Here is a 24,636-nt window from a genome sequence, read left to right as displayed (position 1 = left end):
TTATGGCCAGAACGAAGGTATTTGACGAAGATCTGATCTTAAACAAGGCCATGCACTTGTTTTGGGAAAAAGGCTACACGGCTACCACGGCCCAGGATTTGGTGGACCGGCTGGGCATTAGCCGCTCCAGTTTGTATGACACCTACGGCGACAAACACTCGCTGTTTGTGAGAGCCCTCAAAAAATACCGTCTGGAGCGTATTGACCACGTTATTCAGGAAGCGGCCACTGCCCCGGATGTGGAGAAATACCTCCGGGATATGTTTGAATACGTGAAGAACGAAGCCCTTCAGGAAAATTATGCCCGAGGCTGCTTTATCGTCAACTCAGCGGTGGAGTTGGCCCCGTGTGACCCCGAGGTAGCCACTATTGTGCAGTCGATTACCCAGGACATGGAAGATGCGGCGTGTAACGCCATCCAGCGAGGGCAGGAGCAAGGCGTCTTTACCACGCAATTCTCGGCCCTGTCGCTGTCCCGGTTCTTCCTCAACACCTTGAACGGACTGCGGGTTACGGTTAAGGTGGAAACCCGTAAACAAGCCTTCGATGATATTATCAACGTATGCTTAGCTGCTTTAAAAGCTTGATTTTTTAGATAAGAGCTTTGCTCTCTGGTTCCGTTTCTTCTGGAGGTACTTCATGAAAAAGCATGTTGTGGAGTGGCGTTCGCTGAACAAAAGCCATCTTAAAAAAACAGTGATAAAGTTGACACCTGCTTAAAGACCATTCACCTGAGTCAAAAAATAAACTAACGTGAACTCGGTAATTATTTGGCTCCTTTAGCCAACCTTATCACAGGTTAAGCGAGCGGATTCTCCCCTTGAGGGGAGATAAAGAGGAGTGTTTACACAGGGGACACACATCTCAGAGTTAATCACAACAGGTAACTTCTTATAATAGAAGAAGAATATGGGAAGCAATGCGTGTCCGGCAGGTGTAAACACCCCATTAACTCCCCTCAAGGGGAGAATTCGCCTGTATTAGGCGATATTGGGGGTTCCGAGGATACTGATCGTTTCTAAAGCCTTTTTCAGTTCCCGAGTTTACGTTAAATTTCAGTTTTAGCTTAGATTCATAAAAACGGCCCCAAAACGCAAAGTTGTTTTGGGGCCGTTTTTATGAAGTACAAAAGAAAATAAGGAATTATAAGTAGTTCTCTCGTTGCCTGATAGCTTCCAATCTCATTAAAACGTAGAGCCCCCAAATTTATTTGACAGCAAATTGTCCAGTTGGTTCAGTTCAGCTCTTAACGCTAAATGGTCTTGGGTTGCTAATAATTCAGCCCCGCTATGGAGTAACAACTTATTCAATTCAGCCATTTGAAAGTAAAAAGATTGCGAGTGCAGCTTGATCTGCAGAGAATCTAACCTTTCTTGTAAGGCGATTTTCTTTTGTTTCACTTCCTTGGTGATTTCAACAGCAGCATTAAAAGCCAGTTCTTTTTCATCCAGGGCTTTTAAAAGAGCGCACTCATACTTGGCGCATTGTTTCGGCCTATTGGTGTAAATAGTGCAACCATCGCAGAACTTTTTACAGGGCTGAAGAAAAAAGCCTTCCCCATTGGAATTCTCCACATCCATCATATCCCGGTAGGCAGGCAATTCTTCCCGGCCCAGCTGCACAAAACCAATCACCGTGCCGTCACAGCATAATCCACAAGCTAAACAAAGATTGGTTGAGTCTTCCATATTCTCCAAATGTAAGGCTTTTGTAACGGAAACTCTTAGAGAACATTTGCATTTGGGTGCTACTGTTTCGTAGATGCCAAGCCCATCGCGGAGCAAGTTCTTTCTATACTAGACGTGTTTACCATCAAGTTTATTGGTGGAAGCACACCTTTTTTATAATTGCTTGCCCCAAACCTGACCTAAACGTAGATAAGTTTTTATTTGACGCGATGACCTGTGTGAGGTGAAAAGCAGGCTGGTACTCGGTTATGATATTTGGTGGCTGTGTCCACCCAATCAGGCTAAGCTTTTTCTGTTTTGAGGCCGTTTTAAGAAAAAGAGCCGCTAAACATTGGCCGATAGAATGACCCGCTTTTCAATACTGAGAATCTCCTTCCACCTGCCGCTTTTCAGCCTCTTGTTTAATCACTTGTTCGGCTTAGTAAGTAAGCAGAAAGACAAATTAAAGTATACATTTTGTCATCCTGAAAGGATCTTGGTGACGAACTAGATAGGCTCTTATAAACCGCTACTGCCGTTCGCCACCAAGATCCTTTCAGGATGACAGAGAGGAGAGGAATGTTTCGTTATTTCTGCCCAAGTACTTAGTTACGCTGGCCTCAAGAATTACGATGCAGTTTTGTCTTTTAGAACTTCAGGACCACTTTCCCAATGGCTTTGCCACTTTCCAGTAAACGATGCGCTTCTTTCAGGTTTTCGGCGGTTAAGCCTTGCATAGTGGTATTGAGGGTTGGTTGTAAGGTGCCCTCATCCAGCAGTTGCGCAACTTTGTTTAGAATGTGGTGCTGCTGTACCATGTCTTCTGTTTGAAACATAGAGCGGGTAAACATCAGCTCCCAATAAAAGCTGACGCTCTTTCTTTTGAGCTGCTGTAATTTTACTGGTTCAGTCGGGTCGCTGATGGAGCCTACCTTTCCCAGCGGTTTAATGAGTTCTACTAAGGCCTCCCAATATTGATTCAGGTCTACAAAGTCTACAATATAGTCTACCTGTTCAAAGCCGATATTTTTTACCTCACGCACCAGATTGGTGTGGTTGACTACATGGTCAGCACCCATTTTTTTGCACCAATCAATGGTAACGTCTCTGGATGCGGTGGCGATAACCGTTAACCCCAGCAGCTTTTTAGCCAGTTGGATGGCCACGGAACCAACACCTCCTGCCCCGCCAATAATAAGCAGGGTTTTACCTGCATCTTTCTCTTTGCTCAATCCAAAATGGTCAAAGAACAGTTCATAGGCCGTAAGGGAAGTAAGCGGCATGGCGGCAGCCTGTTCCATGCTGATGTTTTTCGGGGCGAACCCTACAATGCGTTCATCCACTAACTGATACTCCTGGTTAGAGCCTTCTCTTGTCAGGTCTCCTGCATATAATACCCTGTCACCTTTCTGGAAGAGGGTCACCTCCTCGCCGGTAGCTTCTACGGTACCTATTGCATCCCAACCAATGACCTTCGGGGTATCTTGTTGCTTGTCTTTGAGGCTGTTTCTTCTTATTTTATAATCTACAGGGTTGACCGATATGGCTTCCACCTTTACCAGAATGTCTTTTCCTTGCGCAGTTGGTATTTCTTTTTCAAACTCAAGAAAGCTATCCGCTTCCTCAATGGGTAATGACGTTTTAAATCCAATTGCTTTCATAAGATCTGTTTCTTTGGTATTAGATAGAAGTTCTAGAAACTGTTACCGATAAATTCCTGTGGGGTTGTCAGGAGTTCTTCTTTCCCCTATCTCTATCAGTTCTACTTTTCAGGATGCTTACAGCACCGCCTACTTTTCCATAGCGAGAACCTCCTGCCACTTGCCGCTTTCCGCCACTTCTTTGATTACCCGGTTCCGCTCCAAAAGCAGGTGCGGCCTATACTGCTTTAGAAACAGGTAATCTGCCAGCTTGCCCAGCACACCCAAGGGCGAGGTATAGTGAAACACATCTATCATGTGAGTAGTCCCTCCGGCTAAGGCCTCAAACCTGTGCTTATGCCTAAAACTTTTGAACGCGCCGGTGAGCATTTCATCTGCAAAGAAATAGGACAGCTCAAATGCCGTAATGTGGCTGCTCAACTTATTATTTTTTGCATTTGATATTTATCTCCTTTATTAATTCAGTCATTTCAGGAGTTTGAAATTTTCTTACCTTATTAATTAACTGATCTGCAAATTCAGCGGTTTTATTACCTGCATACCAAGATAATGTTCTTGCGTCAGGAAATCTACCATCATAAACAGTGTCAAAATAAAAATTTCTGTATTCCCAGCCAATTGTTTGAAAGTCGCTTCCATCTATTCTGTCAAAACAAGTTTGTAATATGCTGAATTTAGGATCTTTCAATAACTCACCTACTTTAGACATGTCTAGATAACCAGCATTTGAAAAAAGTCTGAAAGCGTCACCATAGAAGTGAATCATAAGGCTTTGAGGGTTTTCATTTCTAATACTCCATTTCATATCCCAATGATTCCAAATGGTTATATCCCAGTCAGGATTGCCATTTCTCTTTTCTCTTTGATATACTTCTGTTTGTAATTTTTTCCACCATCTATTTTGGATTTCTCCATTTCTGTTCATTAGCTCGCAAAAAGAATTCCATTTGTCAGGTGAATCAAAGAGATCCATTGCTCTTATTATAAGTTCTTCATTCATTTATTTAAAACTAAAGATTGTTGCATAAGTGTTGATACTGAATTATATATTCTCTAATCCTATGGTTGTCTGCAGGTAAAACACTTAAACAGTTAGTTAACCATCTTTGAATGTGCTCATCAAAAGACACTATAGTTATTTGTATTGGTACTATATCAGGAAGGTCATGATATGATGAGTATGGGAGTTCTTTGGGCTTTGAAATGCTTTGATATTCCAGCTCTTTATGTGTGTTTGGAACTAAATAAAGGATTTTATAATTGTTAACATTTCTTTCATAGAAGCTTGTGCTATACTCTTTTGTTTTTAAGAATATAGCATTGTACCAATACTTATACAATTGGTTTTTTTGATCAATAGCCCAATTTGACTTATTCTCAATTATAATAATGCTATGTGGAAGCTTCCTTGTAATTAAAATATCAATTCTACCAATTTCTGCTGTTACATCCCAAACTCCTTTTTCAGGAGATTCAACGTTTAACATTTTAAGAAATTCTAAAAGGAATTTCCCGCCTTGACCATGTGTTTCATTAGTATCTAGTAAAAACTGTAAAAGCTTACTATGCATGGTTTCTTGTATACTAAATCCAAACTTGTCCTTCAGAAGATTGAATATATTAAAATTATGGCCAGCTTTATAATGTTTTTCATTATCAGTTAGGACATTTCTATACCATAATATAATGTTATCAAATGAAATTAAATTATAGTCAGCTGTAGTTCTTTTAAAAAGTTGACTAATTGAAAAGACTACTGATTTATGCGAAACTATTGATTTCCTATTTGTATCGTTTTGAATAAGGGCCCAATCATCAATGATATCTTGGTTTATAGAAAGAAATTTATAATTTTTGTTCTGTATAGCTGTTAAATAGCAGTCAAGCACTAATTTCATGTTTAAACTAAATTCATATAACGAAAAATGCCTAGCCTCCGATTATAAAGTTAAATCAATATTAGGAGTTATGTTTAATAATAAGCTTCGCGCCATATCCTTTTACTTCTCTAATGCGATAGCCAGTACAATTTTTATTAAGAATGGAAATTAATTTTTGGTTTAGATCTTTTTTTGCATCGCGATAAGGGGTTCTAGTATTTTTCGATTCATGTAATTCAAGTAACATAGTATCTTCATTGAATTTTAAGACTAATGAATCTATATCAGTCACTTTTCTTTTATCTGGGGATTTGGAATAGTCATATACAGTAATTCTAGATAAACAAGCTATTGTGGTTCCTTTAAATTTTCTTTTAATTGATTGCAATAATTGTTTTAGTTCATGTTTTCTGTCATTATCAGTAGTTGTAGAAATTGCACGATCTACTTCAATAGTAAGTAGGTCTTCTTCATTGTTTCGGTTAACTCCAAAAAATTTATAATCTTTTGATGTGTGATGATCTATGTCAAAATAGTAGTTATCTTTTATATGAAATCTAAGGACTGCCCATAATATATTTCTGAATGCTGGTATATTATTTTCTATTATTTGTTGAAAATATTCAGATGAAATACTTTCAAATATTGAATCACGAAGAATTGTTTCATTGTCTTCAGATAAACTTATATTTTTTATTCCTTTGTTTAAGCCGTCAAATATGTGTAATTTATTGTGTATTAAGTTTATTAAGGTGCCTCTAATCTGGTTTTCTAAAATTCCGTTTATATTAGTTAAGAATTTTGGTAAATGACTTACATCAAAGTGATTATCTACTATGTAAAAGTCTATTACTCTAATTGAAGTGAAAGGATTGAAGTCCAAAGACGCTTCCACGTAATTATTTATGCCTCTTTTTACTGTTAAGCAGTTTCTAAGTGCTTTTCCTAAATGAATTTCATCAACATTATTAATATGCAATTCTATACGCAAAAAGTGTGTGAGATTACATTCATTTGGATTTGCAAGCCCATTATTAAACGCTCTCTCGATACAAGTATTGATATTGTCCTCTAAAGAGGAAAATGCATTAATTTCATATGCCCTTTGTCGTGTCTGGCTTTTTATATTTAAATAAAGCGTATCGTAAAGAAGAGACATCATAGGATTAAAAATCTGACTTGCCCTTGTTTGTTGATATCTGTTCTCATAAAAATCAAAAGATAGAACAGTTGATAATATATCAATTGAAATAGGTAGAGATGAATTTCTAGAGTCAAGTGCTAGAATAGAAAGGTCTCTGATGTTATTGTAAATTATCTTTAACTGCTCAACTTGTAATTGGTTGGCTATTGTAGTAGTTAATGACGAGTCAAGTAATAATAATTTATATACAGATATAATTTTCTTTTGAATATCAAGTTTTCTAGGTATAGATTTGTATATTCTTCTAATAGATAAAATGTGATGAAACTTAATATAATCAAAATTGTCTATTGTATTATTAGCCCAAATCTTAAGTTCATCGTCCTTTAATGAGTTTATTAATTGAGATCTGAAGCCTTTTTTTTGATTTGCCTTTAGAAGAAGTGCTTTTTCATCACCTACTGTATTTTTGCAATGTCCAAAGTTTGAAAGAAGAAACCACATTTTAATAACATCATTTCCAAAATAGCTTTGTCCATTTATTTTTATATTACCCTGTGCACTTGTAGTTCCCTTAAAATTATTATCTGCTAATTCTGAAATAACACATTGTATTATAAGGTATTCATATCTAGAGTGGTTTACACCCTTAAATGCTCTAGCAATTAAGCCAAGGTGAGGGATGTTTTTTTGTCTTGCTATCTCATTCTCTTTTTCATATAATTCAAAAACTATAGAGGCTAAATTAACAAAGTTAACATATACTTTGCCTAAAATTGGAATATCCTCTTCAATTCTTCTTTCCATAATTGAATTTAATACCAGTTGGTTCTCTAATTTTATTTGTTTTAGTTTGATCAAGTAAATTGAATTATAAATAATGAAAAAGGGCTAAATCTAAATTAGCCCTTTTTACTATAACCACCCATTACCTCAACGCTTCATACAAAACCTCAATAGGGTGCTGGGCGTCTCTGCCGGTGCCGTCGTGGATTTGGTGGCGGCAGCTGGTGCCAGGGGCGGCGATGATGACCTCGGCGGGTTGTTGGCGGACGGTAGGGAAGAGCACCAGTTCGCCTACTTTCATGGAGACCTCGTAATGCTCGGCTTCATACCCGAAGGAGCCGGCCATACCGCAGCAACCCGATGGAATGACTTCTACCTTGTAGTTGGCCGGTAAGCTCAGCATCTGCTGGGTGTACAGCACGCTGGAAAGGGCCTTCTGGTGGCAGTGGCCGTGCAGTTTAATCAGGCGGGCCTCGGTTTTGAAGAGATCCTTCTCAATGTTCTTGTTCAGGATTTCACGCGCAATGAACTCATCAAACTGAAGGCAGTGGATAGAAAGCTTTTTGGCGTCTTCCAGTTGGTCTTCGTCTACCAGATCAAGGTATTCATCACGGAAGGAGAGAATACAGCTGGGTTCAATGCCTATGAGCGGCGTCTCAGAAGAGATAAGTTTGTGCAGCAGGGCCACGTTTTTCTGGGCCAGTTTCTTGGCTTCGCGCACCAGACCCTTAGACAGGTAGGTACGGCCGCTTTCCTCATGCTCCGGTATTACTACCTCATAGCCCAGTTTCTCCAGCAGCAGCACCGCTTTGATGCCAATGGGCGTGTCATTGTAGTTGGTGAACTCGTCGCAGAACAGGTACACTTTCTTTTTAGGCGCGGCGCATTCTTTCACTTTCTCGGCTTGGTGCTTCTTAAACCAGCTGCGCAGCGTGGTTTTGTGCAACAATGGCAAGGTGCGCTCCGGCGCGAAACCTACGGCTTTCTTGAAGGCTTTTGCCGTGAAATCGTTTTTGAAGAGCAGGTTGTAGGCACCCGGCAGGAGCGAGGCCAGTTTGTTCGCGTTGTTGAAATTACCAATGAGGCGCGTACGGAACGGAACGCCATTGGCATCATAGTAATGCTGCAGGAACTCGGCTTTCAGCTTGGCTACGTCTACGTTAGATGGGCACTCAGACTTGCAGCCTTTGCAGGAAAGGCACAGGTCCATGGCATCCTTAATTTCATGGTGGTCAAAGCGATTGGCTTTGGGCGAGCGAGTCAGGAACTCGCGCATCACGTTGGCCCGTCCGCGGGTAGTGTCTTTCTCATTGCGGGTGACCATGTAACTAGGGCACATGGTACCGCCGGTAAGGTGCGTTTTGCGGCAGTCGCCGGAGCCGTTGCAAAGCTCAGCGGCTCTGAGCACACCCCCCGCCTGGCTGAACTTGAACACCGTGTCAAACTCCGGGGTCTCCTGTCCGGGTTCATAGCGCAGGAAGGTGTTCATAGACGGCGTGTTCACAATCTTGCCCGGGTTGAAGATGTTGGCTGGGTCCCACACGCGCTTCACTTCATCCAGCAGCTTGTAGTTTTCTTCGCCAATCATGAACGGGATAAACTCACCGCGCAGACGGCCATCGCCGTGCTCGCCGCTCAGCGAGCCGCGGTATTTCTTCACCAGATGGGCAATCTCGGTGGCAATGTCCCGGAACAGCTTGTTGCCTTCCTCGGTCTTCAGGTCAATGATTGGCCGCAGGTGCAGCTCACCGGTACCCGCGTGGGCATAGTGCACGCAGTACAAGCCGTACTGCTCCAGCGTGAGGTTAAACTCCCGGATGAACTCCGGCAAATCTGCTACATCTACTGCCGTATCTTCAATCACGGCCACTGGTTTAGCATCTCCTGGGATGTTAGACAACAACCCAAGGCCTGCTTTTCTAAGGGTCCAGACTTTCTTGGTGTCGGTGCCCAGTACCAGCGGATAGTGGTAGCCCAGTTTATTTTCTTCTAAGTCTTTGATCAGCGCATTGGCTCTTTCCTGAATAGCGGCCTGGGTATGGTCGGTGAATTCTACCACCAGAATGGCGCCCGGGTCACCCTGCACGAAGAAGCGGTTCTGGCTCTGCTCAATGTTGGTTTTGGTACACTCCAGCACGTAGTGGTCCATGAGCTCACTCGCGCTTGGGTTATGGCGCAGCGCCACCAAATTCGCCCTGAGGGATTCATCTACGGTCTCGCAGTGGATACACAGCAAACCGATTTCCTTCGGTGGAAGCGGATCGGCGTGCAATTTAATTTCGGTGAGGAAGGCCAGCGTACCCTCAGAACCGGCAATGAGTTTACAGAAGTTGAACGGCTCTTTGCCTTGGGTAAACGGCTCGGTTTCCAGCAGCAGGTCAATGGCGTACCCGGTGTTCCGGCGCTGGATGCTGGGCTTCGGAAACTCCGCCCGGATGTTCTCCTGCGTAGGCCCGTGGCTCAGCATGGCCTTGGTGGCCTGGTAAATGCGGGTCTCTAGATCACCCGAGGTGTTCTCACCGCGGCACTTGGCCTCAAATTCTTCCAAGGTCAACGCCCCGAACTCCGCCTCGGTGCCATCGCTCAGAATGGCTTTCACGCTCAGCAGGTGTTCGCGCGCACTGCCGTACACAATAGAGTTAGATCCGCAGGAGTTGTTGCCCACCATGCCGCCAATCATAGCACGGTTCGCCGTAGACGTTTCCGGCCCGAAGTACAGGCCATGCTGCCGCAGGAACATGTTCAGCTCATCACGTATCACGCCCGGCTCCACGCGCACCCAGCCTTCGGCAGGGTTTACTTCCAGAATCTTGGTGAACGTTCTGGAAACATCCACCACAATGCCGCTGCCCACCACCTGGCCCGCCAACGACGTACCCGCCGTGCGCGGAATCAGCGACGTGCCTTCCAGTTTGGCAAACAAGATCAGGGTTTTCAGGTCTTCCACCGAGGCCGGAAATGCGACGGCCAACGGCTTCTCACGGTACGCCGAGGCGTCGGTGGCGTACAGGGTGAGGTAGGTATTATCGTAATGAAGTTCGCCTTCCAGTTTCTGGGCGAGGTACAGTAATTTCTCCGGACTCATGAAAGTAGGGCGGGTCCGCTCGCAACCGGAGCAGAGGGGCCGCTTAAAAAAGCTGAAAAAGCGAGAGGGAAGATCCGCGGGGTTTCTGGGGAGAACGTAAATGCAAACAAGTACTCGCGCCAACCGGGGCTTCCATCCTCTCTAATTCCCGAATGTAAGGGCTCTAAAGGGAAAGTCAAAAGGGATTTTAGCCCGTCTTACAACTTCTGGCTCTATCTCTACAGCTGGCAAGGCGTTTCACGGCCGTTTTTCCGAAATCGGGGCCAAAACACTCGTTAGCGCTGAGACACGCATTCCGTCCCGCTTCGAATGGGGGGTAGGGGGATGATGACTCATGCTGATAAAACATTCCAGAGATTCATTTTCTCAATCATTTTAGCTGAAGTTAATGGTTCTTCTGCCGTCTTGGTCATCCCCCTACCCCCTTCAAAGGGGGACGGAATGCGTGGGAATAGTCTCTGCGTTTTGGGCTGGTTTTAAAAAACGGCTTGAAAATGAACTCATATTTTCTCTCTTTCTGGCGCAAACCTCGGTGAACGATGAAACAGAAAGTCCTAAAAACAGTTTCGGGCCTCTTTTCTGAAAAAGAGGCCCGAAACAGGAAATGGTCAGGAAAAGCTTAGAAGTTGCCGCCCGGGCGACCACCGCCGGGGTAGCCACCTCCCGGGTAACCGCCTGGGGTGGCTGGAGGGGTGTTGCCGCCGCGGCTTGATCCAAACTGGCGCAGGTTGTAGTTGAAGCTTAGCATGAAGTAACGCTGCAACACGGTGGTCTGTACGTCTTCAATGTAGTTGGCCTGGTAATTCCGCTGAATGCTGGTGTTTTCACCTAGTAAGTCAAACCCTGACAACCGGATTTCGGCTTGCTTGTCTTTCATGAACTTGTAGCCAATGCTGCCGTTCCAGAGCATGAACGTCTTGTCTATGCCCGCAGATAGCCCGCCGTTGTATTGGTGGTTCACCTCGGTGGTGATGTTCAACCCTTTCCAGGCGAGCCAATTCAGGCGCACAAAGCTGCTTTGGTTGTAGTTGTTGTTACCCTGCTGGGTGAGGTAGGTATAGTCTACTTTATTGTAGGTGGCATTGGTGGATACCAGGAAGTCAAAGTTCTCGCTGATGTTGCTGCTCAAAACCACGCCCCCGCCCAAGTTCGTGCTTTTGGTATCGTTGTTCACGATCCGATAATCACTTTCCGTATCGGCGTACAAGGCAGGGGTGAAAGAGTAAGTCGCGTTGGCGTTCAGGTTCAGGTTTGACTTGATGAAACCTAAAGGTAAGCCATAGTTGAAGAAAGAACGGAGCGAGTACTGACCTGATAAGTTAACCGGAGAAGAAAGCTGTACTCCGCTCCTTAACACAATACCGGAAGGAGTGGTGTAGGAAGGGGCGTTTTCGCCTCGGGCGTTGTTTCTGATGGTCAATCGCCCAATGTAATCCTGGCTCACAGAACCGCCTAAAACCGCAAAGAAGTTAGATGACTTGCCGGGGTTGGCGGCGGAGTACCGGATGTTGAAGTTATGGCTGAAACTCTGGCCCAGGTTGGGGTTTCCTTGCGTGATCAAAGTAGGGTTAGACACGTCTACCGCGCTCTGCAACTGGTCTACCGAAGGAGTCTGTGAACGGCCCATGTAGAAGATCCGGATGTTACGGTCCTGGTTGAAGTTGTAACGCAGCATGGCAAACGGTAACACATTGTGGTAGTTGCGGGTGGTGTCTATGGCGGTAGGGTAGAGTTGATCGGTGGAAAGCTCTAACCACTGGTAACGGGCACTCAGCATCAACTGGAAGTTGCGTGTATTGTAGCGCCAGCCTCCGCCAAACTCCTGCGTTCTGGTCACATTATCTACCGTGCTGGACTGGTTGGCCACCAGGCTGTCATAGAGTTCCGACACCGGGCGGAACTGGTAGGTACGTCTGTCGCCGTCTGAGTTGCTGTAGTTGGTGGCGTACGTCAATTGCAACTGGGTGTTCTGGGTGAGAGGTTCCGTATAGTTCAGGCTTCCTCCCACAGAGTAGCCTCTGTTGTTTAAGTTGGAGTTCAAATAAACCAGCGAGTCATCGCCCTCGTTGTTCCGGTCAAAGAAGTAAGAGATGTCTGATCTGTTGTCTCCCTTGTTCTGGTTATAACCATTAGATACATCCAAACTGATGGTGCGGCCTCTTTTGGCAAAACTGTGGCGGTACAAAATATTGTTGTTAAAGTTGATGCCCTTTAAATCTGACCGGAACAGGTTGTCAAAATTATTGATGAAGATGTTTCTTGATTGCCCATCCAGGTTCCCCAGCAGGTTAGATTCTGTAAAGCTGTCTCCGTTGTTCTGCTGCACACTCAGCCTTGGCCGCACAATGATGGAGTTAGCCGAGTCTATGTTATAAGTTAACCTCAAATTGAATCTGTGATTCTGGTTTATGCCGTCAGAGTTACCATTCTCCCTCACCTGGTAGCCGTCGCGTTCAAAGTTTCTGAATGAAGAATAGGTATAGTCATTGTCTGTGTGGTTGAAGAAGTAACTGCCCTGCACGTCTACTTTCTTGCCCCATTTGTCCAGGTAGTTGATGCCTATGGCGTTGGTTTTGGCAATCCCGTTGTTGGTGTTCACCAGGAAGTCGCCGGTGTTGTTGCCGCCGCCAAAGCCGCCACCTCCGCCACCGCGGGGACCACCACCGCCTCCGCCGCCCCGGTTTCCGCCGCCGCCCCGGCTAGAGGCGCTGGCTACGCCCACCAGGTCTTCGGAGGAGAAGTTCTGCTCGTTCACGTTATTGCTCAGGCCCACAATGGAAATGCGGCGGTCACCCTCAAACTGGTTGATGTTCCCGCTGATTCTATAGCGACCATCGGTTCCCGCACCCGCACTGATCCGCCCGAAACGGCCGGTCCGGAACTCGGGTTTGGTCACGATGTTGATCGTTTTCTGCTCGTTGCCGTCGTTAAAGCCGGTAAACTGGGCCTGATCGCTCTGGCGGTCGAAAACTTGAATTTTGGAGATCACCTCGGCCGGCAGGTTTTTAAGCACGGCATTAGGGTCTTCCCCGAAGAATTCTTTCCCGTCTACCAGAATCCGCTGCACGCGCTCGCCCTGGGCCTGTACCTGTCCGTTCTGGATGGTAATGCCCGGCATTTTCTGGATGAGGTTCTCGGCGTTCGCGTCGCGGTTCACTTTGAAGGCAGCGGCGTTCATCTCAGAGGTATCCTGTTTCTGAATCACGGTGGCGGCGCGGCCCACTACTTCCACTTCGCGGAGGGTGGTGGCGCCGGCGCTGAGGGTGAGCGTACCCAATTGGATGGGAGCACCGGTAGCCGTCACAGAACGGTAGAGCGTCCCGAAACCTAAGTAGGAAATCTTCAGGACAAAGCGCCCGTTCTGAATTCCGGCAATCTCAAACCGGCCTTCCACGTCGGTGGCGGCTCCTTTGTACACACTGGAATCCTGCGCGTTCAGCAGCGCCACGGTGGCTCCAATCAGGGGAGAACCACCTCCCACGGCCTGGCCACGCACGGAGGTTGACTGACCATATCCTGCAACGGAGATGGCTAGAAACAGAAAGAAGAGTAAAGATATTTTTCTCATTGAACATTGATTTGTGCTTAGACCAAGCAATCTTCAATAAGTTTAAAGGACCTTGAAATTATTCTGTTTAGGGGCTGATTTCCGAAAAAGAGCCCCTAAACAGAATAGTAAAATGTGTTGCGATGCGGAAGCGGAGAACTTGACTATTATCCTTTCAGAAAAGCCAGAAACGGCTGGATAAATCGATCATACGCCTCAATGTGCGGCAGGTGCCCCACGTTGTCCAGCTCTATCAGTTTGGCATTGGGTATCTTCCGGGCGGTTTCTTTGCCCAGGGCCGGGTAGTTGCCCAGTTTCTCGCGGGCGGCGGCGGGCGCGTTCGCTTTGCCCAAAGCCGTGCGGTCGCGCTGCCCGATGATCAGGAGCGTGGGCATTTTGAGCTGATCGAACTCATACACCACCGGCTGCGTGAAGATCATGTCATACGTGAGTGCGGCGTTCCAGGCGACTTTGGGGTAATCGGGTCCAATGGTCCAGCCGGCCAGCAGGTTCACTCCTTTGTCATAAGCGGGTTTCCATTGGCCGCCGTAGTAGTTGTCCAGCTGGTACTTCTTAATGCTTTCCTGCGTCTGCTTCAGCTCGCCGGCGTACCATTTCTCCACGCTCTGGTAAGGCACCCAGCGTTTCCAGTCCTCTAGCCCGATGGGGTTCTCCAGCACCAGTTTCTCAGTCGTTTCCGGGAACATGAGCGCAAAACGGGTGGCCAACATGCCGCCCATGGAGTGGCCCAGCACCGTGGCTTTCTTTACGCCCAAGGTATCCAGCAGGCTTTTGGTGTTCTGGGCCAGCATCTGGAACGAGTACTGGATGTTCTGCGGCTTAGACGATTTCCCGAAGCCAATCTGATCTGGGATGATGACCCGGTAACCGTTCTTAGACAGATCCTTGGCGGTTTGCTCCCAGTAAGCCCCGTTGAAGTTCTTTCCGTGCAGCAGCACCACAGTTTTGCCGTTGGCTTTCTGCGGTTTCACGTCCATGTACGCCATTTTGAACGCCTGCTGCTGTACTTTCACCGGGTGGAAAGCCACCGGGAAGGGGTATTGGTACGTGGTCAATTCCGCATCCAGCGGCTGGAGCTGCGCGTGAGAGGAAAGGGTAAGCAGTAAAAGACTGAAGAAGAGGAAGATCTTTGAGTATTTCATAGGTAAAAGGTACTTGACAGATAGAAAACGGGGCATCCGTTTAGCTTGTGTTTTACGCAAAGTAGCCCCAAAACGTCGGTTCCGGGGCTATAGGTTGTCTTTAATGAGTGTACGTTATTTCGCGGCCACCCGCCAGATGGTGTTTCCTGAATCATCGGCCACCAGCAGGGAACCATCAGGGAGCACTGCCAGCCCCACCGGACGGCCGTACACTTCGTTCTTGGTGGAATCTGCGATGAAGCCGGTCAGGAAATCCTCGGGCGGACCGGTGGGTTTTCCGTTCTGGAACGGCACGTACACCACTTTGTAGCCCACCAGATCAGACCGGTTCCAGGAACCGTGTTGCCCGATGAAGGCACCGCCCCGGTATTTGCCCGGAAACGCCGATTTCTTGTAAAAGGCCAGTCCCAGCGAGGCCGTGTGTGCGCCCAGTGAGACCTCGGGCACCAGGGTTTTCTTCACCAGATCGGGGCGCTGGCCTTTCATGCGGGGATCTTCGTTGGGCCCGAAATAGGCATACGGCCAGCCGTAGAAACCGCCTTCTTTCACGCTGGTCAGGTAATCGGGTACCAGCTCATCGCCCAGTTCATCGCGTTCGTTCACCGCCGCCCACAGCACGTTGGAGCCGGGTGCCCAGTCAATGCCCACGGGGTTCCGGAGGCCGCTGGCGTACACCCGCTCACCCGAGCCGTCGGGGTTGATCTCCAGGATGTTGGCGCGCCGCACCTCGTTCTCCATGCCGTTTTCCCCGTTGTTAGAGCCAGAACCAACGGCGATATAGATTTTGGAGCCCTGGGCGTTGGCCAGCAGGTTGCGGGTCCAGTGGTTGTTGTAGCCGCCGGCGGGCAACTCCAGGATTTTCTCGCCTTTGCCGGTGATGCTGGTCTGGCCGGCTTGGTAGGGGTAGCGCCACAGGCCATCGGTGTTGGCCACGTAGAAGTAGTCGTTGAGCACCAACATCCCGAAGGGTTGGTTCAGTCGCCGCAAAAACGTATACCGTTCCTCCGGAATGCCGTCCTGGTTTCTGTCCCGGAAGAGGGTGATGCGGTTGGCGCTTTTGCCCATGTTCTGGGACCTGGCCTGGCCGGTGACTTTGGCCGCCACTTTCTCGGCTCCTTTTTTCTCCGTCTCGGCCTCAGAGACAAAGATGTTACCGTTAGGGGCTACGTAAATCCAGCGCGGATTGCGTAAGCCATCGGCAAACTTGTTGACGGTAAAGGAGGGTGGCGCCTGCGGCAGTTTGTCTGCGGGCCAGCCGATGACCTTGCTGTAGTTTTTAACCGATTCGGTGGCGTAAGGGGCCGGTAATTGAGGAGCGGTAGACGTATTGGCCGAGGTTGCTGTACCCGCGTCGGTTGTTTGCTCTTTGCTGGAAGGGGAGTTGCAGGCATACAAGCCGCTCGCCATCAGGAAACAAGCCACGGGTATCCGTATTCTTTTCATAGTCTGGGGTAAAACGGTAGGTATTTATCCCCGGTTATACGCAGGGGAGAAGAGAAGTTGGCTCTATGAAAAGCGGATCAAAGCGTTCTAGCCCCGTTTTCCAGATACTGGCGTTAAAACGTGAACTGGTTCCCGCTTCTTTATAAGAGATTGTTTTTCGTTTGCCGCGAAAAAAAGGGTTTGTTCTCTATCAAAGGCTATCTCCCGTTTTAGTCCTGTTTTTCCAGAAAGGAGCTGAAAACGGATGCTCTTTCTAGGGGCCATTATGCCGATGTTATGTTCTGATCCGCTACCCTTGCAGGAAAAAACAAGGGCTACCGTTCCGTTGGAAGAACGATAGCCCTGGCTGGAGGAATCAAGCAAATGCCTACGCTTCGCCCATGATAAGCCCCTCAATGGTGTGCGCCTGCACGATGGGTTCCAGCGAATCCACCAGCCGGTAGGTGAGGTGCTGCCGGACGTTTTGGGGCAGTTTTTCATAAAAGGCCCGTGAAATCTGCAGGTCGTGGCGTTCGGCATTGATGCCACCCGGCGCATCCACGCCCAGCACCAGCGCCGGACGGGCTTTGTCTGAGTGGTTGGCCGTGCCCCGGTGGATGGTGAGTGCCGAGCGCGCCGAGATGTCGCCCATCTGCGGCATCTTGCGCTGCGCCCGCTCTTCGTAGCGGGCGTAAGCTGACTTCGGCGGAAACATGCCGTGCTCAAAGCCTTCCGGATAATCCCACTGAGTGCCGGGCGCAATCTCAAAAGGCCCCATGTCTTCCTGCACATCCACGGTAGTGAGGTTGAAAGCCAGCGAGTTGATGCGCCGGCCCCGCAGGGTTTCTTCGGGCGCGGGGAAGTCCCGGTGCCAGGGCTGGTTCATGGCCCCCGGATTGGGCACGTCAAACCCGATCTCCACAATCTTATAGTCGGGTCCCAGCACGGCCTCGCACACGGTGGTCACCCACGGGTGCGTGACCAGCTCCAGAAAGACTCTGATGTTTTCGGGGTGAATCTCTACGTAATGCCGTTTGGGGCCTCGGCCCACCGCTCCACCGGGTCGCTGCAGCGCCTCCGCGTACAGCGCCAGAATGTCCTGGTGAAGTTGATGCGCCCAGTCGCGGCTAAAAGCGCCTTTCAACCCGATGATGCCTTCGCCGTAAATGCCGCCCATGATCTGGGCAATGTCATAGGTGGGCTGCCCCGATGTTATCCTCTGCTCCGGTGCCGCGCCAGTAACCTGGCCTGTCTGTTCATTCCCGCTGTAGTTCATCGCTCTTTCCTCTTTTCGTGTACAAACTCCGGCTGTTGCCGTGACTAGTTAAAACGACAGGCGAGGGGTTTTGTTTTGGAGGCAAGGAATGCCCAACTGGTGCTTGCCGGGGAAAAACGTTCGGGTGAACGTAGCGTTAAATCTGCCCGAGTGTAGGGTTAGAAGGCCTTTCCCGTTTTAAGCTCGTTTTCTGAAAACAGGCTTAAAACCACCTGCAAAAAAGAAAGCTCCCAAGAGGAGCCTTCTTTTTACCTAATCCTATAATCCTATTTATACTACTCTTGTAATCTGTTTCTTTAAAGCTTAAGTTTTCACCTGCTAACTGAAAGGCACCTGTGTCTTGCTTGTTGGTGAGAACACCAACAAGGGCGAAGGTTCTCTATTCATGCAAGGGCGAAGGTTCTCTATTCATGCAAGGGCGAAGGTTCTCTATTCATGTTTTCCTAATCTTGTTCCATACTAAACAGATTCAGGAAATTTATTTCAAGATCATCGCTTCTTCAAAGCTAAGTCTGGTTGGTCGTGGTCAATTGAAGTCAGCCTAATGGTAGAAAGCAATTTACTTTTTCTTTAATCAAAGGTACTCTTCACCGCTGGTTGGAAGGTGGCATGATGCTACAACATTACTACATCAGGCTTCTGAAACGCACTACGTCAATTCCTCACCTCGTTCTGCTTTTCCTTTCCTTTAGAATAGAATGTAGCCGAATGGGGTATGATTTGTTTTCGATGTTTTTTCCAATAAATGGTTTAGAAATAAGCGAGTTACTATTGAAATGACTGTGTCTCTTAAAGATTCACTCATCAGCGGAAGCAATGTTTAAGTTGTGCCATATCTAGGTGTGCCATATTCGAAAGTGCTGAGGGGAGAGGTTTGATCTTAGTGGACACACGCAGAAAGATCATTTGTTCACATAGGCAAAAACAGATAACCCCGACCTGAAGGGCCGGGGTTATCTGGGGTGTGTTTTGAGGCCCTTCTCAGGAAAACGGCCCAATATCAGGAGAGGGTTACAAGGCTACTTTGGTGGTTTCGGCAGCGGCCTGCACGTGCAGGGAATGCTGGTGAATTTCCTGGAAAATGGCTTTCACGAATACCTCCTCCAGTCCTTCGCGGGCGGCGGCTTTCAGGCGGTGCTCCATCACCTGCTCCCAACGGCCGGTTTGCAGCAGGTTCATTTTGTTTTCTTTTTTGAGGATACCAATCTGCTTGGCCACCGATGAACGACGCGCCAGCACGTTGATCAACTCGTTGTCCAGGTAGTCAATCAGGTTGCGAAGTTCGCTCAGTTCTTCTTCGTTTTGGGTGACGGAGGAGGTAACGCGTTCCACTACCAAAGAAGCCAACAGGTCTCTCAAGCCTTCGGGGGTTACCTGCTGGGCGGCATCGCTCAGGGCTACGTCTGGGTTGCAGTGGGTTTCAATCATGAGGCCGTCTGCCTGCAGGTTCAGGGCCTCCTGGCTGATCTGCTGCAACAGCGAGCGTTTCCCGGCAATGTGGCTGGGGTCACAGATCAACGGAATCTCGGGCAGCAGTTTCTTGAACTCGTACGCCATGTTCCATTTGGGGTGGTTCCGGTACGGACGGCTGTCAAATGAGGAGAAGCCCCGGTGGATGGCGGCCAGATCGGTGATGCCGGCGCGGTTCAGGCGCTCCAGGGCACCCAGCCAAAGTTGCAGATCGGGGTTTACCGGGTTTTTCACCAGCACCGGTACGTCCACGCCTTCCAGCGCATCGGCAATTTCCTGCACTGAGAACGGGTTCACGGTGGTACGGGCTCCCACCCACAGCACATCCACGCCTTGTTTCAGGGCGTCGTTCACGTGCTCAGCGGTGGCCACCTCGCAGGCGGTGAGTAGGCCGGTTTCCTCTTTCACGGTTTTCAGCCATTTCAAGCCCACTTTGCCAATGCCCTCGAAAGCACCCGGACGCGTACGGGGTTTCCAGATACCGGCCCGGAAAATAGTTACTTCCGGTACCGCTTGCAACCCGCGGGCCGTGGCCAACATTTGTTCTTCACTTTCAGCGCTGCAAGGACCAGCAATGATCAAGGGTTGTCCGTCTGCGCGTTTGAAAATGGTTTTAGGCGCCAGGTTTAAATGCTTCGTACTCATAAGGAGATTTCGGTTTTGGCCGAGGTTAAATGTTTTGAGATTCTGTTTGTTGCTTCTTCAATCTTGTCTTCGGGGAGGCAGAGGGAAATTCTTAAGTAACGCTCGCCTTGGGTTCCGAATATTTTACCGGGGGTCAGGAAAACCCCCGCTTCGTAGAGTATTTCGTCTAAGTAGGCCTCCACATCGGTGACCTGCTGCGGTACTTTTGCCCAGACAAACATGCCCACCGCATTCTCTTGGTAGGAACACCCCAGGAGCTCCAGCAGTTCATACACTTTCTGTCTTCGTTGGGCATAAACGGCGTTGCGGGCCTCGTGCCAATCATCTGAATTAGACAGCGCCTGGATGGCGGCGTGCTGCACCGGCAGAAACATACCCGAGTCCAAGTTGCTTTTCACGCGCAGCACGCATTGCAGGTAATCCTGGCGGCCCAAGACCATGCCCACGCGCCAACCCGCCATGTTGTGGGATTTGCTGAGCGAGTTAAACTCCAGGCAGCACTCTTTGGCCTGCGGCAGCGCGAGCAAGCTAAGCGGTTTCCCGTGGGGAAGCACCAGGCTGTAGGGGTTGTCATTGGCCAGCAGAAACTTGTGGGTAAGGGCCAGTTGCACCAGTTTCTGCAGCACCTCCGCGGTGGCCTGGGTTCCGGTGGGCATGTGCGGATAGTTCACCCACATCAGCTTCACGTCTCCGGTTTGCAGCAGGTTTTCCAGTTCCTGAAAATCAGGGAGCCAGCCATTTTCCTCCTTCAGGGTATAGTAGACTGGTTCAGCGCCCACCAGTTTCGCGGCCGCGGCGTAGGCCGGATAGCCGGGGTTAGGCACCAGCACTTTGTCGCCGGGGTTCAGGAACGCCATGGACACGTGGAAAATACCTTCCTTAGAGCCCATCAGGGGAAGAATCTCCTGGTCGGGGTCCAGCTCCACGGCGTAGGTGCGCTGGTACCATTTGGCAATGGCCTGACGAAGCGGCGCAATGGAGTTGTACGGCTGATAGCCGTGCACCCCCGGCTGGCGGCTGGTGGAAACCAACGCATTTATGGTTTCCTCGGAAGGGGGCATGTCGGGGTCCCCGATGCCCAGGTTGATGATGTTGCGGCCCTGGGCGTTTAAGGCCCGAACTTCGGCCAGCTTGCGGGAGAAGTAGTACTCCTGCACGTGCTCTAATCGTTGGGCGCTGGAGATAATCATACCAGTTCAGTTTGTTCGGTGAGAATAGGAGACAGACAACCTGCCTGCCGATCCTGCGGAAGCGGTGCCTCAGCTTTGGGATACAGGCCCAGCACCTTGTAAGAAGGCGCCACCGAGGAGAGGGCGGCCAGCGCCTGCGTAATGCAGGAAGCTTTGTTGCCTTCCAGTTCCAGCACCCACTCCTGGGGTTGGCCGGGGTTCACCGACGGCAGCGGCTGCAGCATGGTTAATTCCAGCGTGCCCTGGTTTAGTTGCCCCAGCAGGTTCTCTAAGGAGAATTTCACCACCGGATAGGGCAGGAGCAGCGTAGCTTTGTTGGCGGTATTGGTTTGTTTCTCGCGGGAGAGCACCACAAAGCGGGTGTAGTTCTCTGTGTCATTGGCCACGTTGGAATTCAGCACCTCCAGGCCGTACAACTCAGCAGCTTTGCGGCTGGCGATGGCCGCCACGCCCGAGATCTGGCCTTCCTTGATCATCCGGGCGGTGTCTGCGGTATCAGAGGTTTCTTTGGTGCTGACCTGGGGCTGGCTGTTGAGGTAATCACAGCACTGCAGCAGGGCAATGGGGTGGGACCAGATTTCCTGAATGTCTTCCATTTTCTGGCCGGGTAAGGCCATCAGGGTTTGATCTAACAGCAGCCACCGCTCTGCCAGCACAGAAAGTTTGTACTGGTCCATCATGCCGTAGTTGGGCAACAGCGGGCCCGCCAGGGAATTCTGTACGGCCATGACCGCAAAGTCTACCAGGCCCGACTGCAAGGCTTCGCACAGCTCGGGGAAGGAGGCGCAGGAAAGCGTGCTGATGGTAGACGCCGGGAACAGTTCTTTGGCGGCAGTTTCATGGAAAGAGGCGGGGCCTCCCTGGATGGCGATTTTTAAGGCTCTGGTCATAATGAAAAAAGCCCCGCTTTTGGCGGGGCTCTAAGGTTTCTTATTGTTTTCTTAACGCAAAGTCTTACCTGTTGAGCCCCGGTTGAGGTCCAAAAAAGTAAAAACCGTAAAAGTAAGAATTGCGCTGAATCATTGTCTTGCTGTAAAGATGCTCAAACATACACGGTCAGATTTTCTCATCCAAATCTTTTAACTGAAAATGTTTAAAATTCTTAATAAAACACTTGTTAGTTTGAGGATTTTACGGTATAAGCAAACAGTTGTTAGTAGTTTGTAAGTAGTTTTTCCGGTTTTAAGGCTCTTTTCAGGAAAACAGCGCTAAAACAGCAGGAGGGGCTATGGAGTTAAAGAAGGCTCCTTCTGCCTTTGCGTCAAGGCATTTCTCAGGTTCTGGAAGGTTTTCACCGGCCCGATGGCCACGGTGGCATTCACCATCCAGGCCGGGATAGCGCCGCCCGGATTCACCCTGAAGGTATAGTCTATCTTCGTCCTGCCTCCTGAAACGGGGCTGATGTCCCACACGGCCAAGGAATACGGTATCCTGACAAACCCCGGCTTTTCGGAGACTATACTCGTCACGCTCTTTACTTCCACCCGAGCTACGTTCGGCTTGTATGCCGGCATGAAAACCGCTTCCACCACCATGTCTCTGTCGGTCAGGGGCCAGGGCATGTCTGCCTCGGTGTAGTAGAGGAGCCGGTGCTCGCTTTTGCGCTTGATCAGCTTGGTTTTCCGGTTCAGGTACACCCAGTCAGAATGGTGCTCTACGTCTTTCAGGAGGGAAAAGAGGTCGTTGGGCGTGCCCGGCAGATCACAGACTACCCGTATTTCCTTGAACTGCGTGTCTTTCACCTTACGGGTGTACACTTCAATGCCGTCTTCGTTTTTCTGCAGTTCCCATTTTCCCTGGGCCAATGCCGGTGCCATGACCAGGCCCCACAAGACCACCAGAACTGCCAATAACTTTATGCGTTTCATTAACTTCTATTTCAACTCACCTCTCGCCATCTCCCAACAAAAACCTCCCCTCAGCCTTTTTATTGCCCAATGCGGATTCTCTTTTAAGCAAAACAAGCCGAGTGCTGGATATTATTACATCAATTATCCGCCGTTTTCCTTGGCCGAGGTGCTTCTCCTCATAATCCGTTTTACGAGTAAAATCAGGAAAACACTCTTAAAACGCCTGGGCTCCAGCTTTTGACCTCGACTTAATTATCATCAAAACACACGACGGAAGAACAGGGATTTACAGTATATAAAAACCATTCGGCTGAACGGGCTGCGGGAGGTCTGTTTCGTTGAGCAATTGTCTGAGGTTGATTTCAATGGTTCTGGCGATAGCGGTCACCGAGGTGTCGCTGGGCCGGTTCCGGAAGGGGTCTTGCAGGTGGTAAGCCGTTTTCTCCAGCAGAAAGAACACCGACGAAAGAACCACCAGCAGGGGCAACTCAAAGATCAGCGGTATCTCGCTCAGGGAGAAGGAAAGCGTGATCACAAACAGGTAAATGGCAAAATGCAGGAACACCCGGTACGTGACCGGGAAAACGGTTCCGTTGATCCGTTCGGCCTTGCCCATGGATTCCACTAGCCGTACCAGCGTGGCGTCTAGCTGCACGTGCCGGTAAGCATCCAGCTCCTCCCGCCGGATGAGGTTTTTGATATCCTGCGCATTCAGTTGGATGATGGCCAGCGGTTTGTTTTTGTGGGTAGCCAGGTGCTGGAGTTCGCTGGCGGGCAGAAAAGCCTCCAAACCCTCCAAGGGATCTAACCCCCGCAGCGTCTGGCCCAGCGAGTAGCACCAGGCCATCTGGCGGTAGGCCAGCGTTTTCACCATAGGGTTGGTGCTTTCCTTGACAAATGATTGAAGCTGAAGCACAAAGCTCCGGGAATCGTTCACAATGGCGCCCCACACTTTCCGGGCTTCCCACCATCGGTCATACGACTGGCTCATTTTGAAAGACAGCAGCACCGAGATGGCCGTACCCAGAAAAGCGGGGATGTTGCTGGGCATCTGCGGGATTCTGTTGATGTAATACGCGGAGATGTAATGGACCGCTAACCCGATCAATATGATCACCAACGCATCTTCTTTCAACTTTTTGAAGACGTAGCGAAGCGGGATTCTGGAGTGTATAAGCATGGCAAGTACTTCTGGTGGATAGATGCGTTCAGTTGCGCCGCTCTTCAGAAGTAAGCTGCGCCGCCTGCTCCCGCAAAAAGGGGAGACCGATGCCTATATACGCACCACGTAAAGTTTTTTTGCCCGTTTTACAGGTTTCTTTTAGAAAACAGGAAGAAAAGAAGAGGAGGAAGGACAGCGGAAAATAAAAAAATCAATGAGCCTGTAAGCCGGGTTTTGTCCTCCGCCAGATGGCAGATGGCTTATCATTTATCTAGGCCCGTCCTCACGGAGGGGCTCCATCAACCTACCCACTGACATCGGACGAGCAGTCCTTAGCTCCGCCCGAAGGCGAGGCGCTGTCAGCCTATTTGGTCTTTCAACTCCTGAGGTTTACCCAGCCGGACTAGTCGCCTAGCCGCTGGTGCGCTCTTACCGCACCTTTTCACCCTTACCCAATACTAGTTATCAGTTGATAGTTGTTGGTTATCAGAAAAACTGACAACTAAAAACTAATGACCAACAACTAAACTGGGCGGTACTTTTCTGTGGCACTGGCTGTCACCTGGCCGTCGCCCGCCAGGTGCCTTCCCGTTAGGAAGCAGGATGCTCTGCGTTGCCCGGACTTTCCTCCCCGCCCGAAGGCGCAGCGATAAGCCGGCTCACTGATTTCCTGCAAAGATAGCGCTTT

At 49.1% G+C, this 24,636-nt stretch carries 17 protein-coding genes and 1 other RNA gene; 1 reads left to right on the top strand and 17 read right to left on the bottom strand.

The features are described 5' to 3' along the window. Window positions 1-2: 2 nt before the first annotated feature. Window positions 3-587, top strand: a complete 585-nt coding sequence (locus tag H7U12_RS11220) for a TetR/AcrR family transcriptional regulator (protein ID WP_186637568.1) — start codon at window positions 3-5, stop codon at window positions 585-587. 597 nt (window positions 588-1,184) lie between these two features. On the opposite strand, the gene H7U12_RS11215 is transcribed toward H7U12_RS11220, so the two are convergent. From H7U12_RS11215 to rnpB, 17 genes are all read right to left on the bottom strand, one after another. Beyond that, window positions 1,185-1,688: a YkgJ family cysteine cluster protein gene (locus H7U12_RS11215; RefSeq protein ID WP_186637565.1), complete on the bottom strand. Its 504-nt coding sequence runs from the start codon at window positions 1,686-1,688 to the stop codon at window positions 1,185-1,187. 626 nt (window positions 1,689-2,314) lie between these two features. Then, entirely contained in the window at window positions 2,315-3,328 is a 1,014-nt protein-coding gene (locus H7U12_RS11210; RefSeq protein WP_186637562.1) for a zinc-binding alcohol dehydrogenase family protein, read from the bottom strand. Between the two features lie 129 nt (window positions 3,329-3,457). Next, window positions 3,458-3,625, bottom strand: coding sequence for an SRPBCC family protein (locus H7U12_RS22455; protein ID WP_206683915.1), 168 nt, complete (start codon window positions 3,623-3,625; stop codon window positions 3,458-3,460). A 127-nt stretch (window positions 3,626-3,752) separates the two neighbouring features. Then, window positions 3,753-4,328, bottom strand: coding sequence for a hypothetical protein (locus H7U12_RS11200; protein WP_186637559.1), 576 nt, complete (start codon window positions 4,326-4,328; stop codon window positions 3,753-3,755). A 10-nt stretch (window positions 4,329-4,338) separates the two neighbouring features. Then, the gene (locus H7U12_RS11195; RefSeq protein WP_186637556.1) at window positions 4,339-5,226 is read right to left on the bottom strand and encodes a PD-(D/E)XK nuclease family protein; all 888 of its coding nucleotides are present in this window, start codon (window positions 5,224-5,226) and stop codon (window positions 4,339-4,341) included. Between the two features lie 61 nt (window positions 5,227-5,287). Beyond that, window positions 5,288-7,159, bottom strand: a complete 1,872-nt coding sequence (locus H7U12_RS11190) for a hypothetical protein (RefSeq protein WP_186637552.1) — start codon at window positions 7,157-7,159, stop codon at window positions 5,288-5,290. A gap of 121 nt (window positions 7,160-7,280) precedes the next feature. After that, on the bottom strand, window positions 7,281-10,223 hold the full coding sequence (locus H7U12_RS11185; RefSeq protein ID WP_186637550.1) for an FAD-binding and (Fe-S)-binding domain-containing protein: 2,943 nt from the start codon (window positions 10,221-10,223) through the stop codon (window positions 7,281-7,283). A 619-nt stretch (window positions 10,224-10,842) separates the two neighbouring features. Then, the gene (locus H7U12_RS11180; RefSeq protein WP_186637539.1) at window positions 10,843-13,791 is read right to left on the bottom strand and encodes an outer membrane beta-barrel protein; all 2,949 of its coding nucleotides are present in this window, start codon (window positions 13,789-13,791) and stop codon (window positions 10,843-10,845) included. Window positions 13,792-13,937: 146 nt separating this feature from the next. Then, window positions 13,938-14,933 carry an alpha/beta fold hydrolase gene (locus tag H7U12_RS11175; RefSeq protein ID WP_186637536.1) on the bottom strand — a complete coding sequence of 332 codons (996 nt, stop codon included), beginning with the start codon at window positions 14,931-14,933 and terminating at the stop codon, window positions 13,938-13,940. A gap of 114 nt (window positions 14,934-15,047) precedes the next feature. Beyond that, entirely contained in the window at window positions 15,048-16,376 is a 1,329-nt protein-coding gene (locus H7U12_RS11170) for a PQQ-dependent sugar dehydrogenase (RefSeq protein ID WP_186637533.1), read from the bottom strand. A 367-nt stretch (window positions 16,377-16,743) separates the two neighbouring features. Continuing rightward, window positions 16,744-17,631: a phytanoyl-CoA dioxygenase family protein gene (locus H7U12_RS11165; protein WP_186637530.1), complete on the bottom strand. Its 888-nt coding sequence runs from the start codon at window positions 17,629-17,631 to the stop codon at window positions 16,744-16,746. Window positions 17,632-18,642: 1,011 nt separating this feature from the next. Then, the gene (locus tag H7U12_RS11160; RefSeq protein ID WP_186637514.1) at window positions 18,643-19,746 is read right to left on the bottom strand and encodes a chorismate mutase; all 1,104 of its coding nucleotides are present in this window, start codon (window positions 19,744-19,746) and stop codon (window positions 18,643-18,645) included. Next, a complete protein-coding gene (locus H7U12_RS11155; RefSeq protein ID WP_186637512.1) occupies window positions 19,743-20,936 on the bottom strand; it encodes a pyridoxal phosphate-dependent aminotransferase in 1,194 nt (397 codons plus the stop codon). Before H7U12_RS11155 ends, H7U12_RS11160 begins: the two co-directional genes overlap by 4 nt. Beyond that, on the bottom strand, window positions 20,933-21,826 hold the full coding sequence (locus tag H7U12_RS11150) for a prephenate dehydratase (RefSeq protein WP_186637497.1): 894 nt from the start codon (window positions 21,824-21,826) through the stop codon (window positions 20,933-20,935). Before H7U12_RS11150 ends, H7U12_RS11155 begins: the two co-directional genes overlap by 4 nt. Before the next feature lie 336 nt (window positions 21,827-22,162). Then, window positions 22,163-22,804 carry an START domain-containing protein gene (locus tag H7U12_RS11145; protein WP_186637494.1) on the bottom strand — a complete coding sequence of 214 codons (642 nt, stop codon included), beginning with the start codon at window positions 22,802-22,804 and terminating at the stop codon, window positions 22,163-22,165. A 268-nt stretch (window positions 22,805-23,072) separates the two neighbouring features. Continuing rightward, the gene (locus H7U12_RS11140) at window positions 23,073-23,966 is read right to left on the bottom strand and encodes a bestrophin family protein (protein ID WP_186637487.1); all 894 of its coding nucleotides are present in this window, start codon (window positions 23,964-23,966) and stop codon (window positions 23,073-23,075) included. A 189-nt stretch (window positions 23,967-24,155) separates the two neighbouring features. Further along, window positions 24,156-24,614: RNase P RNA component class A (gene rnpB / locus H7U12_RS11135), an RNA gene on the bottom strand. Window positions 24,615-24,636: the final 22 nt, after the last annotated feature.

Source organism: Rufibacter sediminis, from assembly GCF_014269285.1.
GTDB classification, from domain to species: domain Bacteria; phylum Bacteroidota; class Bacteroidia; order Cytophagales; family Hymenobacteraceae; genus Nibribacter; species Nibribacter sediminis.
Note: the sequence above shows the minus strand (reverse complement) of the source record. Positions and strands in the feature narration are given on the sequence as shown.